Source organism: Methylocystis sp. (assembly GCF_051061285.1).
Classification (GTDB): domain Bacteria; phylum Pseudomonadota; class Alphaproteobacteria; order Rhizobiales; family Beijerinckiaceae; genus Methylocystis.
Genome location: NZ_JBPFEA010000029.1, coordinates 1 through 20,863, shown reverse-complemented (window position 1 = coordinate 20,863; position 20,863 = coordinate 1). Strand labels below are relative to the sequence as shown.

The 20,863-nt window shown below is 64.0% G+C and carries 20 protein-coding genes and 2 tRNA genes; 14 read left to right on the top strand and 8 right to left on the bottom strand.

Annotated elements, in window-relative coordinates; genetic code table 11:
* Window positions 1–301: 301 nt before the first annotated feature.
* From ACR65T_RS10200 to ACR65T_RS10185, 4 genes are all read left to right on the top strand, one after another.
* Window positions 302–386, top strand: a tRNA-Leu gene (locus ACR65T_RS10200).
* A 76-nt stretch (window positions 387–462) separates the two neighbouring features.
* Entirely contained in the window at window positions 463–1,809 is a 1,347-nt protein-coding gene (gene tig, locus ACR65T_RS10195; protein ID WP_434496376.1) for a trigger factor, read from the top strand.
* A gap of 207 nt (window positions 1,810–2,016) precedes the next feature.
* Window positions 2,017–2,652 (top strand): ATP-dependent Clp protease proteolytic subunit, encoded by a 636-nt coding sequence (locus ACR65T_RS10190; protein WP_434492053.1) that lies wholly within the window; start codon window positions 2,017–2,019, stop codon window positions 2,650–2,652.
* A gap of 74 nt (window positions 2,653–2,726) precedes the next feature.
* The gene (locus ACR65T_RS10185) at window positions 2,727–4,736 is read left to right on the top strand and encodes an acetyl-CoA carboxylase biotin carboxylase subunit (protein WP_434496375.1); all 2,010 of its coding nucleotides are present in this window, start codon (window positions 2,727–2,729) and stop codon (window positions 4,734–4,736) included.
* 42 nt (window positions 4,737–4,778) lie between these two features.
* Here ACR65T_RS10185 and ACR65T_RS10180 read toward each other — a convergent pair whose 3' ends face one another.
* Both ACR65T_RS10180 and ACR65T_RS10175 read right to left on the bottom strand, forming a co-directional pair.
* The gene (locus ACR65T_RS10180) at window positions 4,779–6,341 is read right to left on the bottom strand and encodes a SulP family inorganic anion transporter (protein ID WP_434496374.1); all 1,563 of its coding nucleotides are present in this window, start codon (window positions 6,339–6,341) and stop codon (window positions 4,779–4,781) included.
* Window positions 6,342–6,385: 44 nt separating this feature from the next.
* Entirely contained in the window at window positions 6,386–7,054 is a 669-nt protein-coding gene (locus ACR65T_RS10175) for a carbonic anhydrase (RefSeq protein WP_434496373.1), read from the bottom strand.
* A 186-nt stretch (window positions 7,055–7,240) separates the two neighbouring features.
* Here ACR65T_RS10175 and nhaR point away from each other — a divergent pair, with 186 nt between their 5' ends.
* On the top strand, window positions 7,241–8,131 hold the full coding sequence (gene nhaR, locus ACR65T_RS10170; RefSeq protein ID WP_434496372.1) for a transcriptional activator NhaR: 891 nt from the start codon (window positions 7,241–7,243) through the stop codon (window positions 8,129–8,131).
* Here nhaR and ACR65T_RS10165 read toward each other — a convergent pair.
* Both ACR65T_RS10165 and purE read right to left on the bottom strand, forming a co-directional pair.
* Window positions 8,128–9,204, bottom strand: coding sequence for a 5-(carboxyamino)imidazole ribonucleotide synthase (locus ACR65T_RS10165; protein WP_434496371.1), 1,077 nt, complete (start codon window positions 9,202–9,204; stop codon window positions 8,128–8,130). The two genes, nhaR and ACR65T_RS10165, sit on opposite strands and share 4 nt — an antisense overlap.
* The gene (gene purE / locus ACR65T_RS10160; protein WP_434496377.1) at window positions 9,204–9,668 is read right to left on the bottom strand and encodes a 5-(carboxyamino)imidazole ribonucleotide mutase; all 465 of its coding nucleotides are present in this window, start codon (window positions 9,666–9,668) and stop codon (window positions 9,204–9,206) included. The genes ACR65T_RS10165 and purE overlap by 1 nt, the downstream gene beginning before the upstream one ends.
* Window positions 9,669–9,861: 193 nt before the next feature.
* On the opposite strand from purE, the gene ACR65T_RS10155 reads away from it, so the two are divergent.
* Complete coding sequence (locus tag ACR65T_RS10155; protein WP_434496370.1) at window positions 9,862–11,073, top strand: cation:proton antiporter; 1,212 nt, start codon at window positions 9,862–9,864, stop codon at window positions 11,071–11,073.
* Window positions 11,074–11,119: 46 nt separating this feature from the next.
* On the opposite strand, the gene ACR65T_RS10150 is transcribed toward ACR65T_RS10155, so the two are convergent.
* The 3 genes from ACR65T_RS10150 to ACR65T_RS10140 all read right to left on the bottom strand — a co-directional run bounded on the left by ACR65T_RS10150 (window position 11,120) and on the right by ACR65T_RS10140 (window position 13,141).
* Entirely contained in the window at window positions 11,120–11,335 is a 216-nt protein-coding gene (locus ACR65T_RS10150) for a YdcH family protein (RefSeq protein WP_029651219.1), read from the bottom strand.
* 102 nt (window positions 11,336–11,437) lie between these two features.
* Window positions 11,438–12,853 (bottom strand): protein adenylyltransferase SelO, encoded by a 1,416-nt coding sequence (locus ACR65T_RS10145; protein ID WP_434496369.1) that lies wholly within the window; start codon window positions 12,851–12,853, stop codon window positions 11,438–11,440.
* A gap of 108 nt (window positions 12,854–12,961) precedes the next feature.
* Window positions 12,962–13,141 (bottom strand): YdcH family protein, encoded by a 180-nt coding sequence (locus ACR65T_RS10140; RefSeq protein WP_123175439.1) that lies wholly within the window; start codon window positions 13,139–13,141, stop codon window positions 12,962–12,964.
* A 249-nt stretch (window positions 13,142–13,390) separates the two neighbouring features.
* On the opposite strand from ACR65T_RS10140, the gene ACR65T_RS10135 reads away from it, so the two are divergent.
* Both ACR65T_RS10135 and ACR65T_RS10130 read left to right on the top strand, forming a co-directional pair.
* Window positions 13,391–13,465, top strand: a tRNA-Val gene (locus ACR65T_RS10135).
* A gap of 526 nt (window positions 13,466–13,991) precedes the next feature.
* The gene (locus ACR65T_RS10130) at window positions 13,992–14,270 is read left to right on the top strand and encodes a hypothetical protein (protein ID WP_014892689.1); all 279 of its coding nucleotides are present in this window, start codon (window positions 13,992–13,994) and stop codon (window positions 14,268–14,270) included.
* Window positions 14,271–14,330: 60 nt separating this feature from the next.
* Here the strand turns inward: ACR65T_RS10130 and ACR65T_RS10125 are convergent, their stop codons facing one another.
* Window positions 14,331–14,528, bottom strand: coding sequence for a hypothetical protein (locus tag ACR65T_RS10125; protein WP_434496368.1), 198 nt, complete (start codon window positions 14,526–14,528; stop codon window positions 14,331–14,333).
* Window positions 14,529–14,770: 242 nt separating this feature from the next.
* Between ACR65T_RS10125 and ACR65T_RS10120 the strand changes: the two genes are divergently transcribed.
* The 6 genes from ACR65T_RS10120 to ACR65T_RS10095 form a co-directional block, all read left to right on the top strand.
* On the top strand, window positions 14,771–16,294 hold the full coding sequence (locus ACR65T_RS10120) for a PLP-dependent aminotransferase family protein (protein WP_434496367.1): 1,524 nt from the start codon (window positions 14,771–14,773) through the stop codon (window positions 16,292–16,294).
* Window positions 16,295–16,502: 208 nt separating this feature from the next.
* The gene (locus ACR65T_RS10115) at window positions 16,503–17,717 is read left to right on the top strand and encodes an MFS transporter (protein ID WP_434496366.1); all 1,215 of its coding nucleotides are present in this window, start codon (window positions 16,503–16,505) and stop codon (window positions 17,715–17,717) included.
* Window positions 17,718–17,889: 172 nt separating this feature from the next.
* Window positions 17,890–18,612, top strand: a complete 723-nt coding sequence (locus ACR65T_RS10110) for an outer membrane protein (RefSeq protein WP_434496365.1) — start codon at window positions 17,890–17,892, stop codon at window positions 18,610–18,612.
* A gap of 162 nt (window positions 18,613–18,774) precedes the next feature.
* Window positions 18,775–19,182, top strand: coding sequence for a succinate dehydrogenase, cytochrome b556 subunit (sdhC, locus tag ACR65T_RS10105; protein WP_434496364.1), 408 nt, complete (start codon window positions 18,775–18,777; stop codon window positions 19,180–19,182).
* A gap of 13 nt (window positions 19,183–19,195) precedes the next feature.
* Window positions 19,196–19,591: a succinate dehydrogenase, hydrophobic membrane anchor protein gene (gene sdhD / locus ACR65T_RS10100; RefSeq protein WP_434496363.1), complete on the top strand. Its 396-nt coding sequence runs from the start codon at window positions 19,196–19,198 to the stop codon at window positions 19,589–19,591.
* A 145-nt stretch (window positions 19,592–19,736) separates the two neighbouring features.
* On the top strand, window positions 19,737–20,863 hold a 1,127-nt coding region (locus ACR65T_RS10095), incomplete at its 3' end, for an FAD-binding protein (RefSeq protein ID WP_434496362.1).

The following is a 20,863-nucleotide window of genomic DNA, read 5'->3' as shown; positions in this document are numbered from 1 at the left end:
GGCTTGCGGCGCGGCGCGTGCGGTGAGGGCGGTGACGCTGGCGGCGACGCCCGCAAGAAAGGCGCGGCGGGAGGGCGAGGGCATAAGCAACGATCCTTCGGCGTCCGATGAGACGTCCCGTATGGCTCAAAGGGAGGGCGGGGGGCAACATGAGCGCGCTAACCGCCGTCTTGTATTGTGGGGAACCTGGCGAACTTCTCTCTTGTATTTTTTTCGAGCATCCCGCGCCGGCCATGCTATAGAGCGGCGCCCGCGCAAGCGGGCTATAGGTTTCGCGGCGGGCCCTGGTGGGGCCGCTCTCGCGGGCGTGGCGGAACTGGTAGACGCGCCGGATTTAGGTTCCGGTGACGAAAGTCGTGGGGGTTCGACTCCCTCCGCCCGCACCAGAGCCGCCTACCGTGGCAGTCGCATAATCGTCGTCGCGCGCCGGCGACGTCGCAGTCATTAAGAAGGCTAATCGAGATGCAAGTAACGCAGACCTCCTCGCAGGGCTTGAAGCAGGAATACAAGGTGGTCCTGCCGGCCGGCGAACTCGCCGCCAAGCTCGCCGCTCAGCTCAGCGAGATTCAGGCGAAAAGTCAGATCAAGGGATTTCGCCCCGGCAAGGCGCCGATTGGCCATCTCAAGAAGCTCTACGGCAAGAGCATCATGAGCGACGTGTTGCAGGAGGCGGTCAATGACGCCAACCGCAAGATCGTCGAGGAAAACGAGCTGCGCATCGCGCTCGAGCCGAAGATCGATTTCCCCGGCGGGCAGGAGGAAGTCGAGCGCGCGCTGACGGCTGAGGGCGATTTCTCCTATGTCGTCACGTTCGAAACGCTGCCGAAGTTCGACATCGGCGGGTTTGACGACATCTCCCTGGAGCGCCCCGTCGCCGAAGTCGCGGAGGATGATATCGAGAAGGCGCTGCGGTCTCTCGCCGACCGTGCTCAGGAATTCGAGGACAGGCCAGAAGGGGCCAAGGCGGAGAAGGGCGACAAACTGACGATCGATTTCACCGGCAAGCTCGACGGCGAGCCCTTCGAGGGCGGCGCGGGCGGGGACGTCGATCTGGTGCTGGGCGTGGGAACCTTCATTCCCGGCTTCGAGGAGCAGCTCGAGGGCGCCGCCGCCGGCGACCAGCGGGTCGTCAAGGTCCGGTTCCCCGAGGACTATGCGGCCAAGCAGCTCGCGGGGAAGGACGCCGAATTCGATGTGACGGTCAAGTCCGTTTCGGCGCCCAAGACGCTCGGGCTCGACGAGGAGCTCGCCAAGAAATACGGCTTCGAGTCGCTCGAGGCGATGAAGACCGCCGTTCGCGGCAACCTCGAAGCCGATTTCGACAAGGCCTCGCGCGAAAAGATGAAGCGCGCGCTCCTCGACGCGCTCGACAGCCGCTATTCCTTTGAGCTGCCGGAGAGCCTTGTCGAACAGGAATTCGCCAATATCTGGGGCCAGCACGAGCAGGAAAGCCAGCGGGCAGGCCAACCCGTCGCCGAAGACGGCAAGACGGAGGAAGAGACGAAGGCCGAGTTCCGCAAGATCGCCGAACGACGCGTGCGGTTGGGGCTGGTTTTAGCGGAGATCGGCAAAAGCGCCGACGTGAAGGTGGACGAAAAGGATCTGACCGACGCTTTGGTCGAGCGGGCGCGCATGTTCCCAGGCCAGGAGAAGGCGGTTTGGGACTATTACCGCAACAATGAGCAGGCCCTCGCCCAGCTCCGCGCCCCGATCTATGAGGAGCGCGTCGTCGATCACCTCGCCAAGCTGATCAAGATCGCCGACAAGACCGTCTCCCGCGAAGAGCTGTTCAAGGAAGACGAGGAATAGTCGGTCGACCGGCTGTCGTCCCCGTCGGGCGGCGGCGCGCCGCGAGGAAATCCGGCATACCAGGCTGATGCGCACGGCGCGCTGCGGAGATCGTGGCGTGACGGCCGCAATCGAGTCTTTGCGTCCGGCGCGGGCGCAGATATATGACGGGTCAAGAGTTCCCGGCGAGGCGCGTCAGCCTCCGCCGGACCACAGAGGCGATACGCGATGCGCGATCCAATCGAAAACTACAGCCAATATCTCATCCCACAGGTGATCGAGAACACTTCGCGCGGCGAGCGCGGCTTCGACATCTATTCCCGCCTGCTGCGCGAGCGCATCATTTTCATCACCGGCCCGATCGAAGATCACATGGCGTCGGTCATCATCGCGCAGCTGCTATTTCTAGAGTCCGAGAACCCCAAAAAGGAAATCTCGCTCTACATCAATTCGCCGGGCGGCGTGGTGACGTCCGGCCTCGCCATCTACGATACGATTCAGTTCATCAAGCCGAAGGTCTCGACGCTGTGCGTTGGGCAGGCGGCGTCGATGGGCTCGCTTCTGCTGGCCGCGGGCGCCGACGGCCTGCGTTATGCGCTCCCGAATGCGCGCGTCATGCTGCACCAGCCGTCTGGCGGCTTCCAGGGGCAGGCGTCGGACATTCAGCGCCACGCGGAAGACATTCTGAAAGTCAAAAAGCGCCTCAATGACATCTATGTCCGTCACACGGGCAAGGACTATGAGACGATCGAGCGCACGCTCGACCGCGATCATTTCATGTCGGCGGAGGAGGCGCGGCATTTCGGAATCGTCGACGCCGTTCAGGAGCGACGGCCTGACGACGAGAGCGACGCCAAGCGCTAAACGCTGAAGGCGCCGGCCGCGTTTTCTGAGCGCCCGGCGCCAATTGCTTGAGGGATTGGGGCATTGGGGCGCGCATGTTTCGTAAAATTCTAATCGCCAATCGCGGCGAGATCGCCTGTCGCATCATTAAGACGGCGAAGCGCATGGGACTTTCAACCGTCGCCGTCTATTCCGACGCCGACGCCGACGCGCTGCATGTCGAAATGGCTGACGAGGCGGTCCATCTCGGGCCGCCCCCCGCCGCCCAGTCCTATCTGCTGATCGACAAGATCGTCGCCGCCTGTAAGGAAACCGGCGCCGAAGCGGTGCATCCGGGCTATGGTTTTCTGTCCGAGCGCGCCGCCTTCGCCAATGCGCTCGCCGAGGCGAATATCGTTTTCATCGGCCCCAATATTCGCGCCATCGAGGCGATGGGCGATAAGATCGAGTCGAAGAAATTCGCCTCCGCCGCCAATGTCAGCGTCGTGCCCGGCTACCTCGGCGTCATCGAGAACGCCGAAGAGGCCGTTACGATCGCCAGGGACATCGGCTATCCCGTGATGCTCAAAGCATCGGCCGGCGGCGGCGGCAAGGGCATGCGCGTCGCTTTCACCGACGCCGAAGTGATCGAAGGCTTCACGCGCGCGCGTTCGGAGGCGGCGTCTTCCTTCGGCGATGATCGCGTCTTCGTCGAGAAATTCATCGTCAATCCGCGCCACATCGAAATTCAGGTGCTCGGCGACAAACACGGCAATGTCATCCACCTGAACGAGCGCGAATGCTCCATTCAGCGCCGCAATCAAAAGGTGATTGAAGAAGCGCCGTCGCCGCTGCTGGACGAGAAGACTCGTCGCGAAATGGGCGCCCAGGCCGTCGCGCTCGCCAAGGCCGTGAACTACGATTCGGCGGGCACGGTCGAATTCGTCGCCGGTCAGGACAAGAGCTTCTACTTCCTTGAAATGAACACGCGCCTGCAGGTCGAGCATCCGGTGACGGAGCTCATCACCGGCGTCGATCTTGTCGAGCAGATGATCCGCGTCGCGGCGGGCGAGCCGCTGCAACTCAAGCAGGAAAACGTCAAGATCAACGGCTGGGCGGTCGAGAGCCGTATTTACGCCGAGGATCCCACGCGCAACTTCCTGCCCTCGGTCGGGCGCCTGGTCAAATACCGGCCGCCGGAAGAGAAGCGCGAAAGCGGCGTCACCGTGCGCAATGACACCGGCGTCACCGAAGGCCGCGAAATCTCGATCCACTATGATCCGATGATCGCCAAGCTGGTGACGCATGCGCCGGACCGCCTTCGGGCGATCGTGGCGCAGGCCGACGCGCTCGATCGCTTCGTGATCGACGGAATCCGCCACAATATTCCGTTTCTGTCGTCGCTCATGCAGAGTCCGCGCTGGCGCTCCGGCAATCTCTCGACGGGCTTTATCAGCGAAGAATATCCGGAAGGATTTTCGTCGCCCGAGCCTCGCGGAGATCTGGCGCACACGCTTGCCGCGATCGCGACGCTCATGGACCACATCGGCAATGAGCGCAAACGCAAGATCTCCGGGCAGCTGCGCGGCGGAAGGCCGGTCGAGTTCGAGCGCGAACGCGTGTGCATGCTGGGCGAGCAGAGATTCGACGTCTGCGTCGAGGCGCAAGGCGAAGCGTTGATCGTGCGTTTCGCCGAGGGCGATCAGCGCGCCCATCGCGTTTCGACCCAGTGGCGTCCGGGCGAACTCGTGCTCGAAGGCGATGTCGACGGCCGCACGGTCTATGTGCAGGCGCGGGCAATTCTCAACGGCTATGGGTTGTCGCACCAGGGCGTCGACGTCACGGCGCGCGTCTACACCAAGCGCGAGGCGGAACTTGTCGCCTTCATGCCGAAGAAAAAGGACGCCGGCGCCTCCAAGCATCTGTTGTGTCCGATGCCCGGCTTGGTGAAGACCATCGACGTGATCGAAGGCCAGGAGGTCAAGGCCGGGGAAGCCTTGTGCATGGTCGAGGCGATGAAGATGGAGAACGTGCTGCGCGCCGAGCGCGACGTGACCGTCAAGAAGATCCTGGCCAAGGCCGGCGACAGCCTTGCGGTTGACGCCGTGATCATGGAGTTCGCCTAAAAGGCGTCGCGCGCGCTGACGGCGCGGACCCGGACCCGAGCGTCAAGCGGCGACCGACGAGGGTGGGAGCACACGCTCGCGGAACAAGCCATGCAGCGCGTCCCAATCCAGCACCAGTTCGCCGCCGTCGTTTCGCAGTTGCTGTTCCCAGTTCGCCAGCAAGTCGAGACAGGCGTGATCAATATAAGTCAGCTCATTGAGATGAACGTGCACCCGCGCGCCGTGCGGTAGTGACTCAAAGGCGGCCGCGAGCTGCGGCAGTCGAATAAAGGTCGCGGCTCCTTCGAGATGGATCACAGTCATGCCGTTGATCCGCTCGGCGCGGATGTTGAGATGCGAGAAGGTATAGACGAGCCGCGCGATCGCCAGAACAACGCCGACGGCGATGCCGGTCAACACGTCGGTCGCGACCACCGTGGCCATTGTCGCCGCGTAGATGCCGGTTTCGACGCGGTCTTGACCCCACAAAAAGCGCGCGAACCCGAAATCGATGAGATTGAGTCCGGCGTAAACCAGCACTGCCGCGAGGCTCGCCACGGGGATGATGCGCAGCACGTCGGGCGCGAGCGTGATGAACAGCAGAATCCACAGGCCGTGGAGCACGGTCGAGAGTCTCGTGCGTCCGCCCGCCGTGACATTGGCTGAACTGCGCACGATGACGCCCGAGACCGGCAGCACGCCAAGAATTCCGCAAAGGAAATTGCCAACGCCCTGCGCCACAAGCTCCTTGTTGTAACGGGTGCGGGGCGTGCGTCGCTGCATCGCGTCGACCGCTGTCGCCGTCAGCAGCGATTCCGCGCTCGAAACGAAGGCGAGCGACAACGCCGCCGCCCACAGTGCGCCCTCGCCGATTCGGCCAAGGGTGTGCGTTGTCGGCAAATTCACGGCGGCGAAAAGATCGTCCGGCGCCGGGACATATTTGATGTCGAGGGCGAAGAACGCCGCGGCCGCCGTCGCCAGGCCTACGCCGACGAGCGGGGCGGGGAGAAAGGACAGCCATCTCGGGGCCCAGCGGCGCCACGAGAGAATGACGGCGACCGTGAGCAGTCCGATCAGGGCGGCGGATTGGTGCGCCTCCATCGTCACGCCCTTCCAAACGGCGAGCGGCAGCGACCAGAGATTGACGACGCCGCCGAATTCCTGTCCCGTCCCGGGCGGCGCGTCGTCGACCATGACGTGAAATTGCGAGGCGAAGATCAGCAGGCCGATTCCGGCGAGCATGCCCTGAATCAGCGCCGGCGCGACCGCCCGGAACACCGGTCCGAAGCGCAGGGCGCCGGCCGCGATCTGAATCACGCCCGACATCATCACGATGAGCCCGAAGACCTCGAAGCCGAGGTCCTTGATGAACACGGCGGCCATTACTGCCGCGCCATTCGCCGCGCCGCTCACTTGCAGGGGACAGCCCGAAAGCAGGCCGACGACGATGCCGCCGATGACGCCGCTGATGAGGCCGACGGCGGCGGCGTTCTCGAAGGGAAAACCGGCGACGAGCGCGAGACCCATCGACAAGGGAAGAGCGACGAGCAGCACGACGACGGAAGCGAAGACGTCGTCTTTGATCGCCGAGAGGCGAGAAGGCGCGACATTAAGTTCTAAAGACATTTTCGCATCCCTTTATGGTTCAGGTTCGCGGCAGCGGCGCGAGCTCAGACGTCAACGCTGACGCGCTCTTTCTCTTGCGACGCGGGCAAATCCGACGGTGTCGGCGTGCGCGCGAACTGGCGCGTCGCCGGGTCATAAACAAAGACTTCGCCGGTCTCGATCTTGTAGACCCAGCCATGCAGCCTGAGTTTGTCTTGCGCGAGGGCGGAGGCGACGACCGGATGCGTGCGCAGATTTTCGAGCTGCGCGAGCACATTCTCCTGGATGGCGACGTTGAGCTGTTCGGACCCGGTTCTGTCCGCGTATTTTTCGTGCATGATGCGCCGCGTCGCTTCGGCGTGCGACAGCCAATCGCTCAGGGCGGGAAAGGCTGTGGCCGGCGGCGGATCGAGCAGGCCCTTCATCGCGCCGCAGTGCGAGTGGCCGCAGACGATGATCTCCTTGACGCCAAGGCCCGCGATCGCGAATTCGATCGTCGCCGCTTCGCCGCCGCGCACGGCGCCGTAGGGCGGCACGAGATTGCCGGCGTTGCGCAGGATGAAAAGGTCTCCAGGCGCCGACTGGGTGAGCAGGCAGGGGTCGATGCGCGAATCGGCGCAGGTGATGAACAGCGTCTCCGGCGCCTGACCTTTAGCGAGGCGTTCGAACAATTCGCGCTGGCTGCCGAACACCTGCGACTGGAAGTGGTGGAGGCCCTCGACCAACCGCTGCATTGTTGAGCTCCTATTGCCTACGCGCTCTCGCGGTCGGTCCGTTGAAGTAGCGCACCGCTCGTAATGGGAAGCGCGCGCCTTTCTCTTCTCGGAATCGCGACGCTGACGCCTTCAAAGATGGCGCAGGGGATTGATATTGAAAATAAGGATATATAAATTAGTTACATCGGTAAAAACTATGGAACCATGGAACGTCTCAACTATCAGCACCTGTTCTACTTCTGGAACGTCGCCCGCGAGGGCGGCGTCACCCGCGCGAGCGAAAAGCTCGGATTGGCGCAGCCGACGATCAGCGGCCAGATCGCGGTTTTCGAGGCGTCGATCGGCGCGCAGCTCTTCCGCAAGGAAGGCCGCAATCTGGTGATGACCGAAACCGGACGCACGGTGTTCAATTACGCCGACGAAATATTTTCGCTGGGCCGCGAACTCGGCAGCGCCTTGAAGAACCGCGCCAGCGCAGTCAGCCTCAGACTGAGCGTCGGCGTGTCCAACGCCTTGCCGAAACTCCTCATCTATCGTCTGCTCGAACCCGCTCTCGCCGCGCATAATCAAGTCGTCTGTCAGGAGGATAAGACCGAGCGCCTCCTGGCCGAACTGCCAGTGCACGGAGTCGATCTCGTGTTTTCAGACTGGCCTGCGACAGGCGCCGCGGATGCGCGCATCTACAATCATCCGATCGGCGAATGTGGCGTGGCTGCGTTTGCGACGCTCGAACTGCAGCAGCGCTATCGGAAGAATTTCCCGCGATGTCTCGACGGCGCGCCGCTCTTGCTGCCGACGTCGAACACCGCGTTGCGCCGTTCGCTCGACCAATGGCTGGACGCCAACAGTGTCTTTCCGAAAATCGTCGCGGAAGTCGAGGACAGCGCCCTGCTGAAGACATTCGGGGCGGCGGGCGCCGGCGTCTTCATGGCGCCGACCGCCGTCCGCGCCCAGGTCGAGGAGCAATATGGCGTCAAATATATCGCCACGCTCGATGGCGTCAGCGAGCGATTCTATGCGATTACCGCGCAAAGAAAAATCAAGCACGCGGGCGTCGCAGCCATTCTCGAGAGCGCCCGGGACTGGCTGGTCTAATCGTCGAACACGCGCGTCACATGACCCATCTTGCGGCCCGCGCGCGTCTCTTTTTTTCCGTAAAGATGCAGACAGGCGCCGTCCTCACGCGCCAGCTCCGGCCATGCGTCGACGTCGTCGCCGATCAGATTGCGCATCTCGACGCGACGACCGTGCCGGCGCGCGGCGCCGAGCGGCCAGCCGGCGACGGCGCGCATATGCTGCTCGAACTGCGAAGTGAGCGCGCCATCGAGCGTCCAATGTCCGGAATTGTGCACGCGCGGCGCAATTTCATTCACGATCAATGTTTCGCGGTCGCCATCGTGGACTACAAACATCTCGACCGCGATCACGCCGACGTAATCGGCGGCCTCGGCGAGACGCCGGGCGATGTCGATCGCCTGTGTCGCGGTTTCGTCGGCGATCTCGGCAGGCGCGATGGTCATCGCCAGAATATGTTGTTCGTGGAGGTTTTCGGACACGTCATAGGCGCGAAATTCACCATGCAGTCCGCGCGCGGCGACGACCGACACTTCTTTCTCGAAAGGCACGACGCTTTCCAGAATGCATGGCGCGCCGCCAAGCGTGCGGAAGGCGACGGCGAGGTCGCCGCCGTCGCGCAATTGCGTCTGGCCCTTGCCGTCATAGCCAAGGCGCCGCGTCTTGAGGATCGAGTTGCGGCCGAGCCTCGCGACGGCGCGCGCGAGCGCGCCCGCATTGTCGACCGCGACAAAATCGGCGGTGGCGATCCCGAGGCTCCGCACGAACTGCTTCTCGAGCAGCCTGTCCTGGGTGAGCGCCAGCGCCTTCGGATTGGGCCGCACCGGCCGATGCGCCTCGAGCACTTGCGCCGTGCGGGCGGGCACGTTCTCGAATTCATACGTGACGACGTCGACAGTCTCGGCGAAGGCGGCGAGAGCCGCCTCGTCGTTAAAATCGGCTTGCGTGCGGGCGGCGCACACGTCGAAGGCGGGGTCGTCAGTGACAGGAGAGAAGACATGCGCCTTCAGTCCGAGCCGCGCGCCGGCCAGCGCCAGCATGCGCGCGAGCTGGCCGCCGCCGAGAATGCCGACCGTCGCGCCCGGCGCGAGCATCAAGCGCCGTCGCGCGGCGTCGCCGCTACATTGTCCGTCTGATGCGCACGATAGTCCGCGAGTCGCGCGGCGAGCGCCTTGTCGGCGAGGGCAAGAATTGCGGCGGCGAGCAGCGCGGCGTTGATCGCGCCGGCCTTGCCGATGGCGAGGGTTCCCACAGGCACGCCGCCCGGCATCTGGACGATCGAGAGCAGCGAATCGAGGCCTTTCAGCGCTTCTGATTCGACGGGCACGCCGAGAACCGGCAGCGGCGTCATCGCGGCGGTCATGCCCGGCAGATGCGCGGCGCCGCCAGCCCCGGCGATGATGACCTGAAAGCCTTCCGATTCGGCGCCCTTCGCGAAGGCCGCCAGTCGATCGGGCGTGCGATGGGCCGAAACGATGCGCGCGTCGTAGCCGATCTCGAGCGCCGCGAGAGTTTCCACCGCGTGGCGCATCGTCGCCCAGTCGGATTGCGACCCCATGATGACGGCGACCGGCGGTTTCGACTTCCCCACTCTGGCTTCCTTCGCAAAGGGAAGCCATGCGGCATAGACGATGGCTTCCCGATAGGCAAGCGCGCGATCGCCGTCGATCGCGGACCGATTTCGCTTCGCGAGCGGGCGGCGCGCGGCTAAACAACCCTGCAAGATTTTCTTTGATCGGAGTAGACACGACATGGATGAAGGTCTGAGGCAAGCGGTCGCGGTGCTGGCCGTGGCGATGATCGTCGCAATCGCTGCGCGTCAGATCAGACTGCCCTATACGGTCGGACTGGTTCTTGTCGGCGCCGCCGTCGCTTTGTCGGGCGCAGACTTCGCGCCGCATCTGACTCATGATCTGATTTTCGACCTCGTCTTGCCGCCGCTGCTGTTCGAGGCGGCGCTGACCCTGTCCTGGCGCGAACTGGTGCGCGATTCGCTGCCTTTGCTCGCGCTCGCGGGAATCGGAACGGTCGTTTCCGCAGCCGTTGTCACGGCGTCGATGACGACGTTGCTCCACTGGCCTCTCTTCTCGGCGATGCTGTTTGGCGCGCTGATCGCGGCGACGGATCCGGTCGCGATCATTGCGATGTTCAAGGACAACCGGATCAAAGGCCGCATGCGGCTGCTGGTCGAAAGCGAAAGCCTGCTCAACGACGGCGCTGCGGCGGTGCTCTTCGTCATGGCGCTCGCCTTCGTGCAAAGCGGCGGCGCAGACCAGAGCGCCGCGGCGACCGCCTTGACTCTCGTGAAAGTCGTGTTCGGCGGCGTCGTTGTCGGGGCCTTGTTCGGCGGGGCCGCCATCCTCGCCTCGCTGCGCACCTCGGAACATCTCATCGAAGCGGCGCTGACGACCATCGCCGCATTCGGCTCGTTTCTGGTCGCCGAATATTTCCATGTCTCCGGCGTGCTGGCGACGGTGACGGCCGGTCTCGTCATGGGCAATCTGGGCCTGTTGAGCGAGCAGGAAGGCGGCTACATCAGCCTCAAGGGGCGCGAATTCGTTCTGTCCTTTTGGGATTTCGCAGCTTTCCTGGCCAATTCCATGGTGTTTCTCATGATTGGCGCGGATGTGGCGTCGACTCCGTTCGGCGCCGTTGGCGCGACGGCGCTGGGCGTGGGGATCGCTACGGTGCTTTGCGCGCGCGCCATCGTCGTCTATCCGTTGAGTTCGTTGTTTTTCGTTTCGCGATGGAAGATCTCGTTTCGCGAGCAGCATGTTCTCTGGTGGGGCGGCTTGCGCGGCGCGCTTGCGCTCGCCCTGGCGCTGTCGCTTCCGGGCGATCTACCGCAACGCGACGAGATACTCGCCATCACTTTCGCCGTGGTCGGCTTCTCGATTGTGGTTCAGGGCCTCACCATGCCGCTGCTGCTCCGCGCCCTCGGCTTCGTGGCGGGGCGGCCATAAGCGGCGATCGACCATCGAGCGGCGGGAGGGACGAAGCCAACTCAGCTTAAGCGATGATATCGGGCGTGAGCTGGTCTTCGAGATAGGCGATGCGGTCGCGCAGCAGCAGCTTGCGTTTCTTCAGCCGCTGAATCTGCAGCTGATCGGCGACGCCGACCGCCAGCAACGCGTCGATCGCGGTCTCCAGATCGTGATGCTCCAGCCGAAGCCGCGCGACTTCTGCGCGGGTCGCGCTCATGTCGATCTCGCTCGTGTCGTTCATTGACAGCCGCCGTTGAGCGCCATTGAACGCTGGGGAATCGATGGCTCTAGAGCGCAATTATCGCGCCGCAGCCATGGCGCGTTCAAGCGAATTGCTCTGTCGTCATTCATAGGCGCTCCGCATCTCGTCGATTGCAGCGATCTTGGCGTAGAGCGGCGCCCAGTCGTCGCGCTCGGCGATCGCCGTCCAAAGCGCCTCGACCTCGTCGATCAGCATCGTACAGGGCGCCGAGCGCTGGAAATAGGGGTGATCCAGGCGCGCCGTCGGCGCCGGCTGATGTTCGGCCAAAGCGCCGCGCAGCGGCGCGAAAGCCTCCGCTTCGTAATGCGCCGCGGACGGACTGTGTTTGGCGCGCCCGGCGGACGCCATGCCGCCGCGCCAGTCGAAGAAGGTCCGTTCAAAGGGCGCGTGCGTCATTGTCAGAAAATCGACGAAGGCCTTCGCCAGCGCAGCGTCGGCTTCCTCGCCGGCCGAGGCGAGTCCGAGCCGACTGAGCAGCGCCGCCCGAAATTCCTGCTGGATACGCGTGGGAAAGGTCGCCAGAACCTTTTCGGCGGTCTTTAGCCCGATGAGGGGGATCAGACATTCGGCCAGACGGGACAGATTCCAGCCCAGCGCGCCGGGCTGACGGCCAAAGGCGTAAAGCCCACTTTCGTCGAAATAGGCGGCGGTGAAGGTCGGGTCGTAGACCGGTGCAAAGCGCCATGGGCCATAGTCGAAGCTCTCGCCGGTGACGTTGATATTGTCGGAATTCAGCACGCCATGAACGAAGCCTGACGCCATATAGCCGGCGCCAAGCCGGGCGACCCGCGCCACGACCTCTTCGAGAAAGGCGAGGGCCCTCTCCGGCGCCGGCAGATCGGCGATCGCGGGAAAATAGTAGCGGCAGACGTGGTCGAGCAGCCTCTCGATCGCCGCGGCGTCGTCATGGAAGGCGAGGCGCTGAAACGTTCCGATGCGAATATGCGAATGCGACAGGCGCACCAGCACGCTGGAGCGCGTCGGCGACGGTTCGTCGCCGCGCATCAGCGCCTCGCCCGTTTCGATCAGGCTGAAGGTCTTGGAAGTGTCGACGCCGAGCGCCTCCAGCATCTCCGTCGCCAGAATCTCCCGCACGCCGCCCTTGAGCGTCAGCCTGCCGTCGCCGCGCCGCGACCAGGGAGTCTGGCCGCTGCCCTTGGTGCCGAGATCGAGCAGGCGGCCGTCCTTGGCGTCGCGCAGCTGCGCGAAGAGGAAGCCGCGACCATCGCCGAGATCCGAGTTGTACACGCGGAATTGATGGCCGTGATAGCGCAGCGCCAGTGGATGCGCCAACCCGCCGGGGAGCGGCGAAAAACGCCCCAAATGCTCGATCCACTCCGCATCGCTCAGCCCGTCGAGTCCGACCCGCGCCGCCCAGCGCTGATTGCGGTAGCGGAGTCGATGTTCGGGGAAGGTGGCGGGTTCGACGCGGTCGAAGAAGGGCTCGCCCAGACCTTCGTGTAACGTCTCGGGGCGATAAAGCTCGGTAACGGGCATAAGGACCGGGTCTCGCAAATCGCGCGCCGCGGCGCGAATGCCCAAAAAAATAAGGCGGAGATCTCTCTCCGCCCATGGCGTGATGCAGAAAGTGAGCGAAGGGAAACGCTAATGTCGCGTTTCGCTAATCGACAATTTGGCGAGCTCGTCCTTGATCTGCAGCTTTTTGCGCTTGAGTTCCAGGATCTTCAATTCGTCCGTTTGGGGATGCAGCTGTTCCTGCTCGATCTCTTTTTTGAGCGCGTCATGGCGGCGCTGGAGTTCGACGATATGGCCCTGCAAGGACATGCGAAACCTCCTTAACTTCTCTCCGCTCGACAAGCGGGAGCGGCGTTAAGTTTGCCACAAAGCAGGCGCGCCGCAAGACTCGAAATCGCCCAACGTCACAAAACTTTTGCACAAGAAGCCCGCGTCCTTTACGGAACGTCAATTCTTTCCGTGGCTTGCGGTCAAGCTGATTCCCAATGTCGCAGGCAAAGCCCGCTTGCGCGTCGCCGCGTACGTCAGTATAGACGGGCGCTCCGGCCCACGGGCTTGGGGCGCGTAGCTCAGCGGGAGAGCACTACGTTGACATCGTAGGGGTCACAGGTTCAATCCCTGTCGCGCCCACCATCCAAGCGGCCCATTTCGGTTCGCCCATCGCCGCAAAGCCTGGAAACCTTGGCGCAACCGTCGTCGCTCCCGACATGCGCGTGAAACTGTAGCTGGTCGCTTGCCCGAGCATAGTCGCGCGCCATCTGGCGTCTTGCTTCGGTTAAAGATGCAGGGCCAGCGTATGTTGAAGTATCTCCTCCTTACCCTGCTTGGCCTCACCCTTGCCGCCGGCGCGGCCCAGTCGAAAGATCAAGCAAAGGCGCCCAAAAACTGTTTCCCTATTCTTCGCATGCCGGGGAGCGCCCCGACGCAGCCCGACGGTCCGATCCCTTACTCGGTCTGGTACTATGTCCTTTATCAACCGTTTTGCGATGGCAGATCCGCGAAGACATGCGTTTGGGCGTGTGGAAAGGCGCCCTCCCAGGACGGCGGCGCTGAATAAATGCTTGCGGCCAAGGCGCGTTCGCCATCTCGATTGCCTCGTTCCATCGCGGCGTCCATAGCTGCTCCCATCCGCCCTGACCGGGCGAAAGCGGAGGAGACCATGGACCTGCCTGCGATTGACCCGCTGATTGGGATTGGCGTCGCCGCCTCGACCGCCATTACCGACGCGGTCTATGTGTTCTTCAACGCCGCCGTATCGGAGCGTCGGCGCGTCGCCGCCGCGAGCTGGAGCAGCATCTGGTATCTGCTCTCGGCCTTTGCGGTGATCAGCTATACGTCGAACTGGGCCTATGTGGCGTTCGCGGCGGTGGGCGCCTGGGTCGGCGGCTTCTTGTCCATTACCGTGCTGAACCGCCTCGTTCCGTTGCGCAAACCTTAAGAATTCCACGCAAAAAAAACGCCGCTCGCGCGGCGCAGAGGAGCAAATATGTCCGCGCGCTCAATCGCGAACGACCTGATTGCGATCCTGGATCAGCAGCGGCAGGCGCCTGGCCGAGGCGCTGGCGACGCTCATCTCCTGCTTGTCGCGCGCGAAACCGCGCGCCTTTTGCTCATGACCGACGTTGGTCGCAAGACCTAACGCCAAAAAGCCCACCCAAAACGCCAGGGGCATGAAGCGCGACTTCGAAATCAGCATTTGGGTCTCCCTTGATGTTCAGGGCGCTTCCAATTGGGACGGTCGCAGCTTTCCCCAATCTGCGTTCAAGTAAAAGCGCCAGGAGCAAGCAAGCTGATGGCGCCAGATCAAAACAGTTCTCCTCTCTGGCTGGCGTCCTCGCCTGCGGGCCTGCCAAAGTTGGCGCCAATGCTTACCTTACCTGTGGACCTATGCGGCATGGTTGAAAGCGCATTAGCCTGCGCCCAGGGGAGACTGCAGCGATGACCTTCACGACCACCGATCGTCCAGCGCCCATCGTCAAGAGCGGGCATGTGCAACTGTCGATCATTCTGGCTGAGTCAGACAAGAATACTCTGCAGAACCAGATCTTCGATCAGATCCGCTCGATGATCCTCAACGGTCAGCTGAAGTGCGACGATCCGATGCCGACCACCCGCGAGCTGAGCAGCCAGCTTGGCGTCTCACGCAACACGGCCGTGCTGGCCTATGAGCGGCTGATCGCGGAAGGCTACATCCGAACGAAGCCATATGTGGGCACCTTCGTTTCGCCGGATCTGCCGGATACGGCGTTTCTGTCGGCCGATCAGCGCACGCCGCAGACGGAAGAGCAGGGCGCCACGATCGACGTTCCGCCGCCCTGCGGCGCGTTGCGCACCCATCGCCTCGCCGACCCGGAGCGCCGTCGTCTCGCCGCCGACTTCTGGGTGGGCCGGCCGGACGCGCGATCCTTTCCACTCAAGGCCTGGTCGCACCACATCAAGAATCGGCTGAAGGCGGTCGGCGCCAATCTGACGAGCTATAACGATCCCGCCGGATTGATGGAGCTGCGGCGCGCGATCGCCAAACATCTTGCGCCGGCGCGCGGCGTCGTCGCCGATCCGGAGCAGATCGTCATCGTCGGCGGCTGCCAGGACGGCTTCAATCTCGTCGGCCGCCTGCTCGTGACGCCCGGGTCCACCGCCGTCGTCGAGTCGCCCTGCTATCAGGGCGCCGCCTTCGTGCTCGAAAGCCTTGGGGCGACGCTTCATCCGGTGCCCGTGGACCAGGACGGGCTCGACGTGTCGCGACTGCCGAAAACCAGGGGCGCCGTCGCCTATGTGACGCCGTCGCATCAATATCCGATCGGCGTGACCATGAGCCTGCAGCGGCGGCTCGAGCTTCTCGCCTGGGCGACGCAATACGACGCCTACATTATGGAAGACGACTATGACAGCGACTTCCGTTTTATCGGTTCGCCGCTGACGGCGCTGAAGGGGCTCGATCGCAACGAGCGCGTCATCTACCTCGGCACCTTCTCCAAGTGCATGGGACCCGGACTGCGCCTCGGCTATGTCGTGCTGCCCCGCCGTCTCGCCGAAGCCGGGCGGCGCATGAAAATGCTGATGAACAACGGCCAAAGCTGGCTGGAACAGGCGGCGATGGCGGATTTCATGTCGAGCGGCGAATTCGGGCGCCATTTGCGGCGCATCCGCCAGCTCTATCGCGATCGGCGCGACGCGCTGCTGGGCGCGCTGCGGAATCATTTTGGCGCTTGCGAGATCTACGGCGACCAGGCCGGCATGCATCTCGTCTGGAAGCTGCCGGAAGGTTTTCCGGACGCCGCCGAGGTGGAGAAGAGAGGCGTCGCCGCAGGCGTTGGCGTCTGTTCGCTGGCGACGGGCTCGGCGCTGCGCTTCGACGACGTCAACGGCGGCGATCGGCTGCTGATGCTGGGCTTCGTCGCGCTCACCGAAAAAGAGATCGAGACCGGGATCGCGCGACTGGCGCAGGCGCTGAAGGCGTAGTGTTCGCTGTCGTGACGTGTGCGCCAACCCTCTCCCTGTGGGAGAGGGTGGCTGCGGAGCAGCCGGGTGAGGGGTTCCCCGCCCTCATTTTGGCGCAGCCGCAGCTGATTCCTTGCGCCTGAAGCGGCGAAATCGTAACCCCTCACCCCGGTCCTTCGGACCGACCCTCTCCCTTTGGGAGAGGGTGTCGCGCGAGCCTTCTAAGTTGATGAACGACGCCAGCAGCCATTCCCGTCTGCGCGCCATACCGTCCGGCGTCTGGGCGCTCGGACTCGTGTCGCTGCTCATGGATTTTTCTTCCGAGATGATCCATGCGCTGCTGCCGATCTATCTCGTCGGCGCGATGGGCGCCTCGATGGCCGAAGTCGGCGTCATCGAAGGCGTCGCCGAGGCGACCGCCTCGGTCGTCAAGATTTTTTCGGGCGCGCTGTCGGACTGGTTCGGACGGCGCAAGCAGCTGGCGATCATCGGCTATGGGCTTGCCGCGCTGACCAAGCCGATGTTTCCGCTTGCGCCGAATGTCGCCTGGATCATGGCCGCCCGCTTCCTCGATCGCGTCGGCAAGGGCATACGCGGGGCGCCGCGCGACGCGCTTGTCGCCGATATCGCGCCGGCCTCCGTTCGCGGCGCGGCCTTCGGGCTTCGCCAGTCGCTCGACACGATCGGCGCCTTTCTCGGGCCGGCCGTCGCTGTGGCCGCGATGTGGTTCTCGGCCAACAGCATCCCTTTCGTGTTCTGGATCGCGACGATTCCAGCGGCTCTCGCCGTTGTGGTGCTGGCGCTCGGCGTGCGCGAGCCGCAATCGTCGCGGCCGCCGCGGCCGGCGCGTTTTCCGCTGCACATCGACGAAGTTCGCCGGCTCGGCGGCCCCTTCTGGATCGTTGTGGCGATCGGCGTCGTCTTCAGTTTGGCGCGTTTCTCGGAAGCATTCCTCATTCTGAAGGCGCGCGACGTGGGATTGCCCGAGGCGCTCGCGCCGCTGGCGCTCGTCGCGATGAATGTCGTCTACGCCGGCGCCTCCTATCCCGTCGGCGCCTTCTCCGATCGCGGCGACCGCAAGACGCCGCTGATGGCGGGCCTTGTCGCGCTGATCGCCGCCGACGCCGCCTTGGCGGTCGCCGATCATATGCCGCTCGTTTGGCTGGGCGTGGCGCTTTGGGGCCTGCATATGGGCCTCACCCAAGGTCTCCTCTCCACGCTCGTCGCCGACGTCGCGCCGGCGGCGTTACGCGGCTCGGCCTTTGGGGTGTTCAACTTGGCGAGCGGCGTGGCGCTGCTCGCCGCGAGCGCCGGCGCCGGAGCGCTCTGGGACGCCTTTGGTCCCCAGGCCGCCTTCTGGGCGGGCGCGCTTTGCGCGTCGCTGGCGCTCGCCGGATTCGCGGCGGGCGGCAGTCGGATCGGGCGGCCTCACAGGCCGGTTTGAGCGGGCGCGTTAAGAACTTCACGGCAGAATTCAGGCCGGTTAACGGATGGCTAAGCATGTCGATTAAGCATTGAAAATGAACGATAAAAGTTCGCAATTGCGCCATTGTTGATCATTCATTTCAAACCGGTGGGGGCGCTGGCGTTTCAAGGAACGCATCATCGAGGTTCTAATGAAAAAACGAGCTTTCGGCTTCGCCGTCGCGGCGTCCCTGGCCGCTCTGTCGGCCTCGGCCGCAGACCTGCCTTCGCGCAGTGAGCCGCCGCCGGCCTATCTTCCGCCCCCGCCGGTCTTCACCTGGACCGGAATCTACGCCGGTCTCAATCTTGGCGGCGGCTGGCTCGATCGAGACGACTATGGCCATTGGCTGGCGCCTTCGAGCCAGTCGAATACCGGCGGCGTCATTGGCGGCGCCCAGATAGGCTATAATTATCAGGTCACGCCGCTCTTCGTCGTCGGCCTCGAAACGGATTTTCAAGGATCGAGCGTCGGCGGCGGCGATCAGGGGTGGGGCGTGACGCGCAGCGTCGACTGGTTCGGCACGGTGCGCGGGCGGGCGGGCGTGTCGATGCTGAACGCGCAGCTGCTGCTTTACGGCACGGGCGGCTTCGCCTATGGCGACCTGAGTCTCAACTACGGGTGGCTTGGCTCTCAGGCCCGCACGGGAACCGGTTGGACGGCAGGCGGCGGGCTCGAATACGCTTTCCTGCCGAACTGGTCGGCGAAGGTCGAATATCTCTATACAAACATTGGCGCGAATTACGACGCGATCTACGTTGCGCCCTTCATCGTCGAAACCCAGCAGCGCGCGCATATCAATACTGTGCGCGCCGGCCTCAACTACCGCTTCAACTGGCTGCTTGCGCCTCCCGGACCGGCCATGGCGAACTACTGAATCCAAATGCTATGAACGCGCGCGGCAAGAGCCCCGGAGACGGGGCTTTTGCGTTTTGCGGCGCGCCTGTTCGATCGCTTTTGGTTGCGGCGCCGCAACAATTGAATTATCTGCTTGGAAGCGTTCCGAGAAAGAAATCGGCCGCACGCGAGAGGGTTCTATATGGCCGACGCCGACACAGACAGGCTCGCCGCGCGGCGGCCGCTGTCGCCGCATCTGACGATCTTCAAGCCCATCCTGACGATGATGATGTCGATCGCGCATCGAATCACCGGCGCGGGGCTTTACGTCGGCATGGCGCTTCTGGCGCTGTTCCTGCTCGGCGCTGCGATCGGCGGCGGCGCCTTCTCCGCCGTTTCCTGGATCGCGTCGGGCTTCATCGGCAATCTGCTGGTGCTGATGGTGGTTTGGGCGATTTTTCATCATCTGCTCGGCGGCGTGCGTCACGCGCTCTGGGATCGCGGCCTTTACATGGACGCCAAGGGGCGGGAACTGCTGGCGCAGGGGACGCTCGTCGGCGGCGTCCTGCTGACGCTGCTCGTCTTCATTTTCAAGACGCTGGCGAGCTGAGCGGAGCGAACTCATGACGGTTGCGACAAGATTCAAGAGCGGTCGAACCGGACCCGGCGACGCCTATGTCTCCGACCATAGCGGTTCGCCCCATGCACGCTTCATGCGGCTGACGTCTTATGCGCTGGTCCCGCTTGGGATGTTGAGCGCCTGGTGGATTCTCGGACTTGCCGGCAAGCCGCTCGAGGGCGTGCGCGCCGAAATCGGCAGACCGATTCCCGCGCTCGTGCTTCTTGCGTTCGGCGTCATCGGCATGATCCATGCGCGACGCGGCATGGACGACATCATCGAAGATTACGTGCACGACAAAGTGTTGAAGGCGCAGGCGATCGTCGCCAACACTTGGGCGTCGCGCGTCATCGCAGCGATCTGGGTCCTCGCGATCCTCCTTATCGCCGCGCCGAAGTAGTCGGACGATGCGATCGACGGACGTCGACGTGACAGGCGAGAGCAGGAAGCCGCGCGACATCGCTGCTTTGATCTCGATGATCCCGTCTTGTAACGACGCAGCTACGCCGCGCGCGGCGCAAATGAGATTCGAGAAGGCTTAATCGATGATTGCAAAGGGTCCTGCATCAAATGTGTCGGTGGGCGGTCGGGCCTATGCGATCGTCGATCACACCTTTGACGTCGTCGTCGTCGGCGCAGGCGGTTCGGGACTTCGCGCCGTCGTCGGCTGCGCCGAGGCGGGACTGAACGTCGCCTGCGTCACCAAGGTCTTTCCAACCCGCTCGCACACCGTGGCGGCGCAGGGCGGCATCGCCGCCGCGCTCGGCAACATGAGCGAGGACAACTGGCGCTTCCACTTCTACGACACCGTGAAGGGCGGCGACTGGCTCGGCGACCAGGACGCGATCGAGTACATGTGCAAGCACGCGCCCGAAGCGGTGATCGAGCTCGAGCATTACGGCGTGCCGTTCTCGCGCACCGAGGACGGCCGGATCTACCAGCGTCCGTTCGGCGGCATGACCACGCACTACGGCAAGGGCACGGCGCAGCGCACCGGCGCGGCCGCCGACCGCACCGGCCACGCGATCCTGCACACCCTGTACCAGCAGGCGCTTGCGCACGATGCGACCTTCTTCGTGGAGTACTTCGCGATCGACCTGGTGTTCGACGCCGAGGGCGTGTGCCGCGGCGTGCTGGCGCTGGACATGAACGAAGGCACCATGCATTTCTTCCGTGGCCACGCGGTGGTGCTGGCCACCGGCGGTTACGGTCGGGCCTACCTGAGCGCCACCTCGGCCCACACCTGTACCGGAGACGGCGGCGGCATGGTGCTGCGCGCGGGCCTGCCGCTGCAGGACATGGAGTTCGTCCAGTTCCACCCCACGGGGATTTACGGCGCGGGCGTGCTGATCACCGAGGGCGCGCGCGGCGAGGGCGGCTATCTGACCAACTCGGAGGGCGAGCGCTTCATGGAGCGCTATGCGCCGAGCGCCAAGGACCTCGCCAGCCGCGACGTCGTGTCGCGATCAATGGCGATGGAAATCCGCGAAGGCCGCGGGGTTGGCGAGCACAAGGATCATATCGAGCTCCATCTCGACCATCTCGACCCCAAGATCCTCGCCGAGCGGCTTCCCGGAATCAGCGAAAGCGCGATGACTTTCGCGGGCGTCGACGTGACCCGGCAGCCGATCCCGGTCCCACCCACCGTCCACTATACGATGGGTGGAATCCC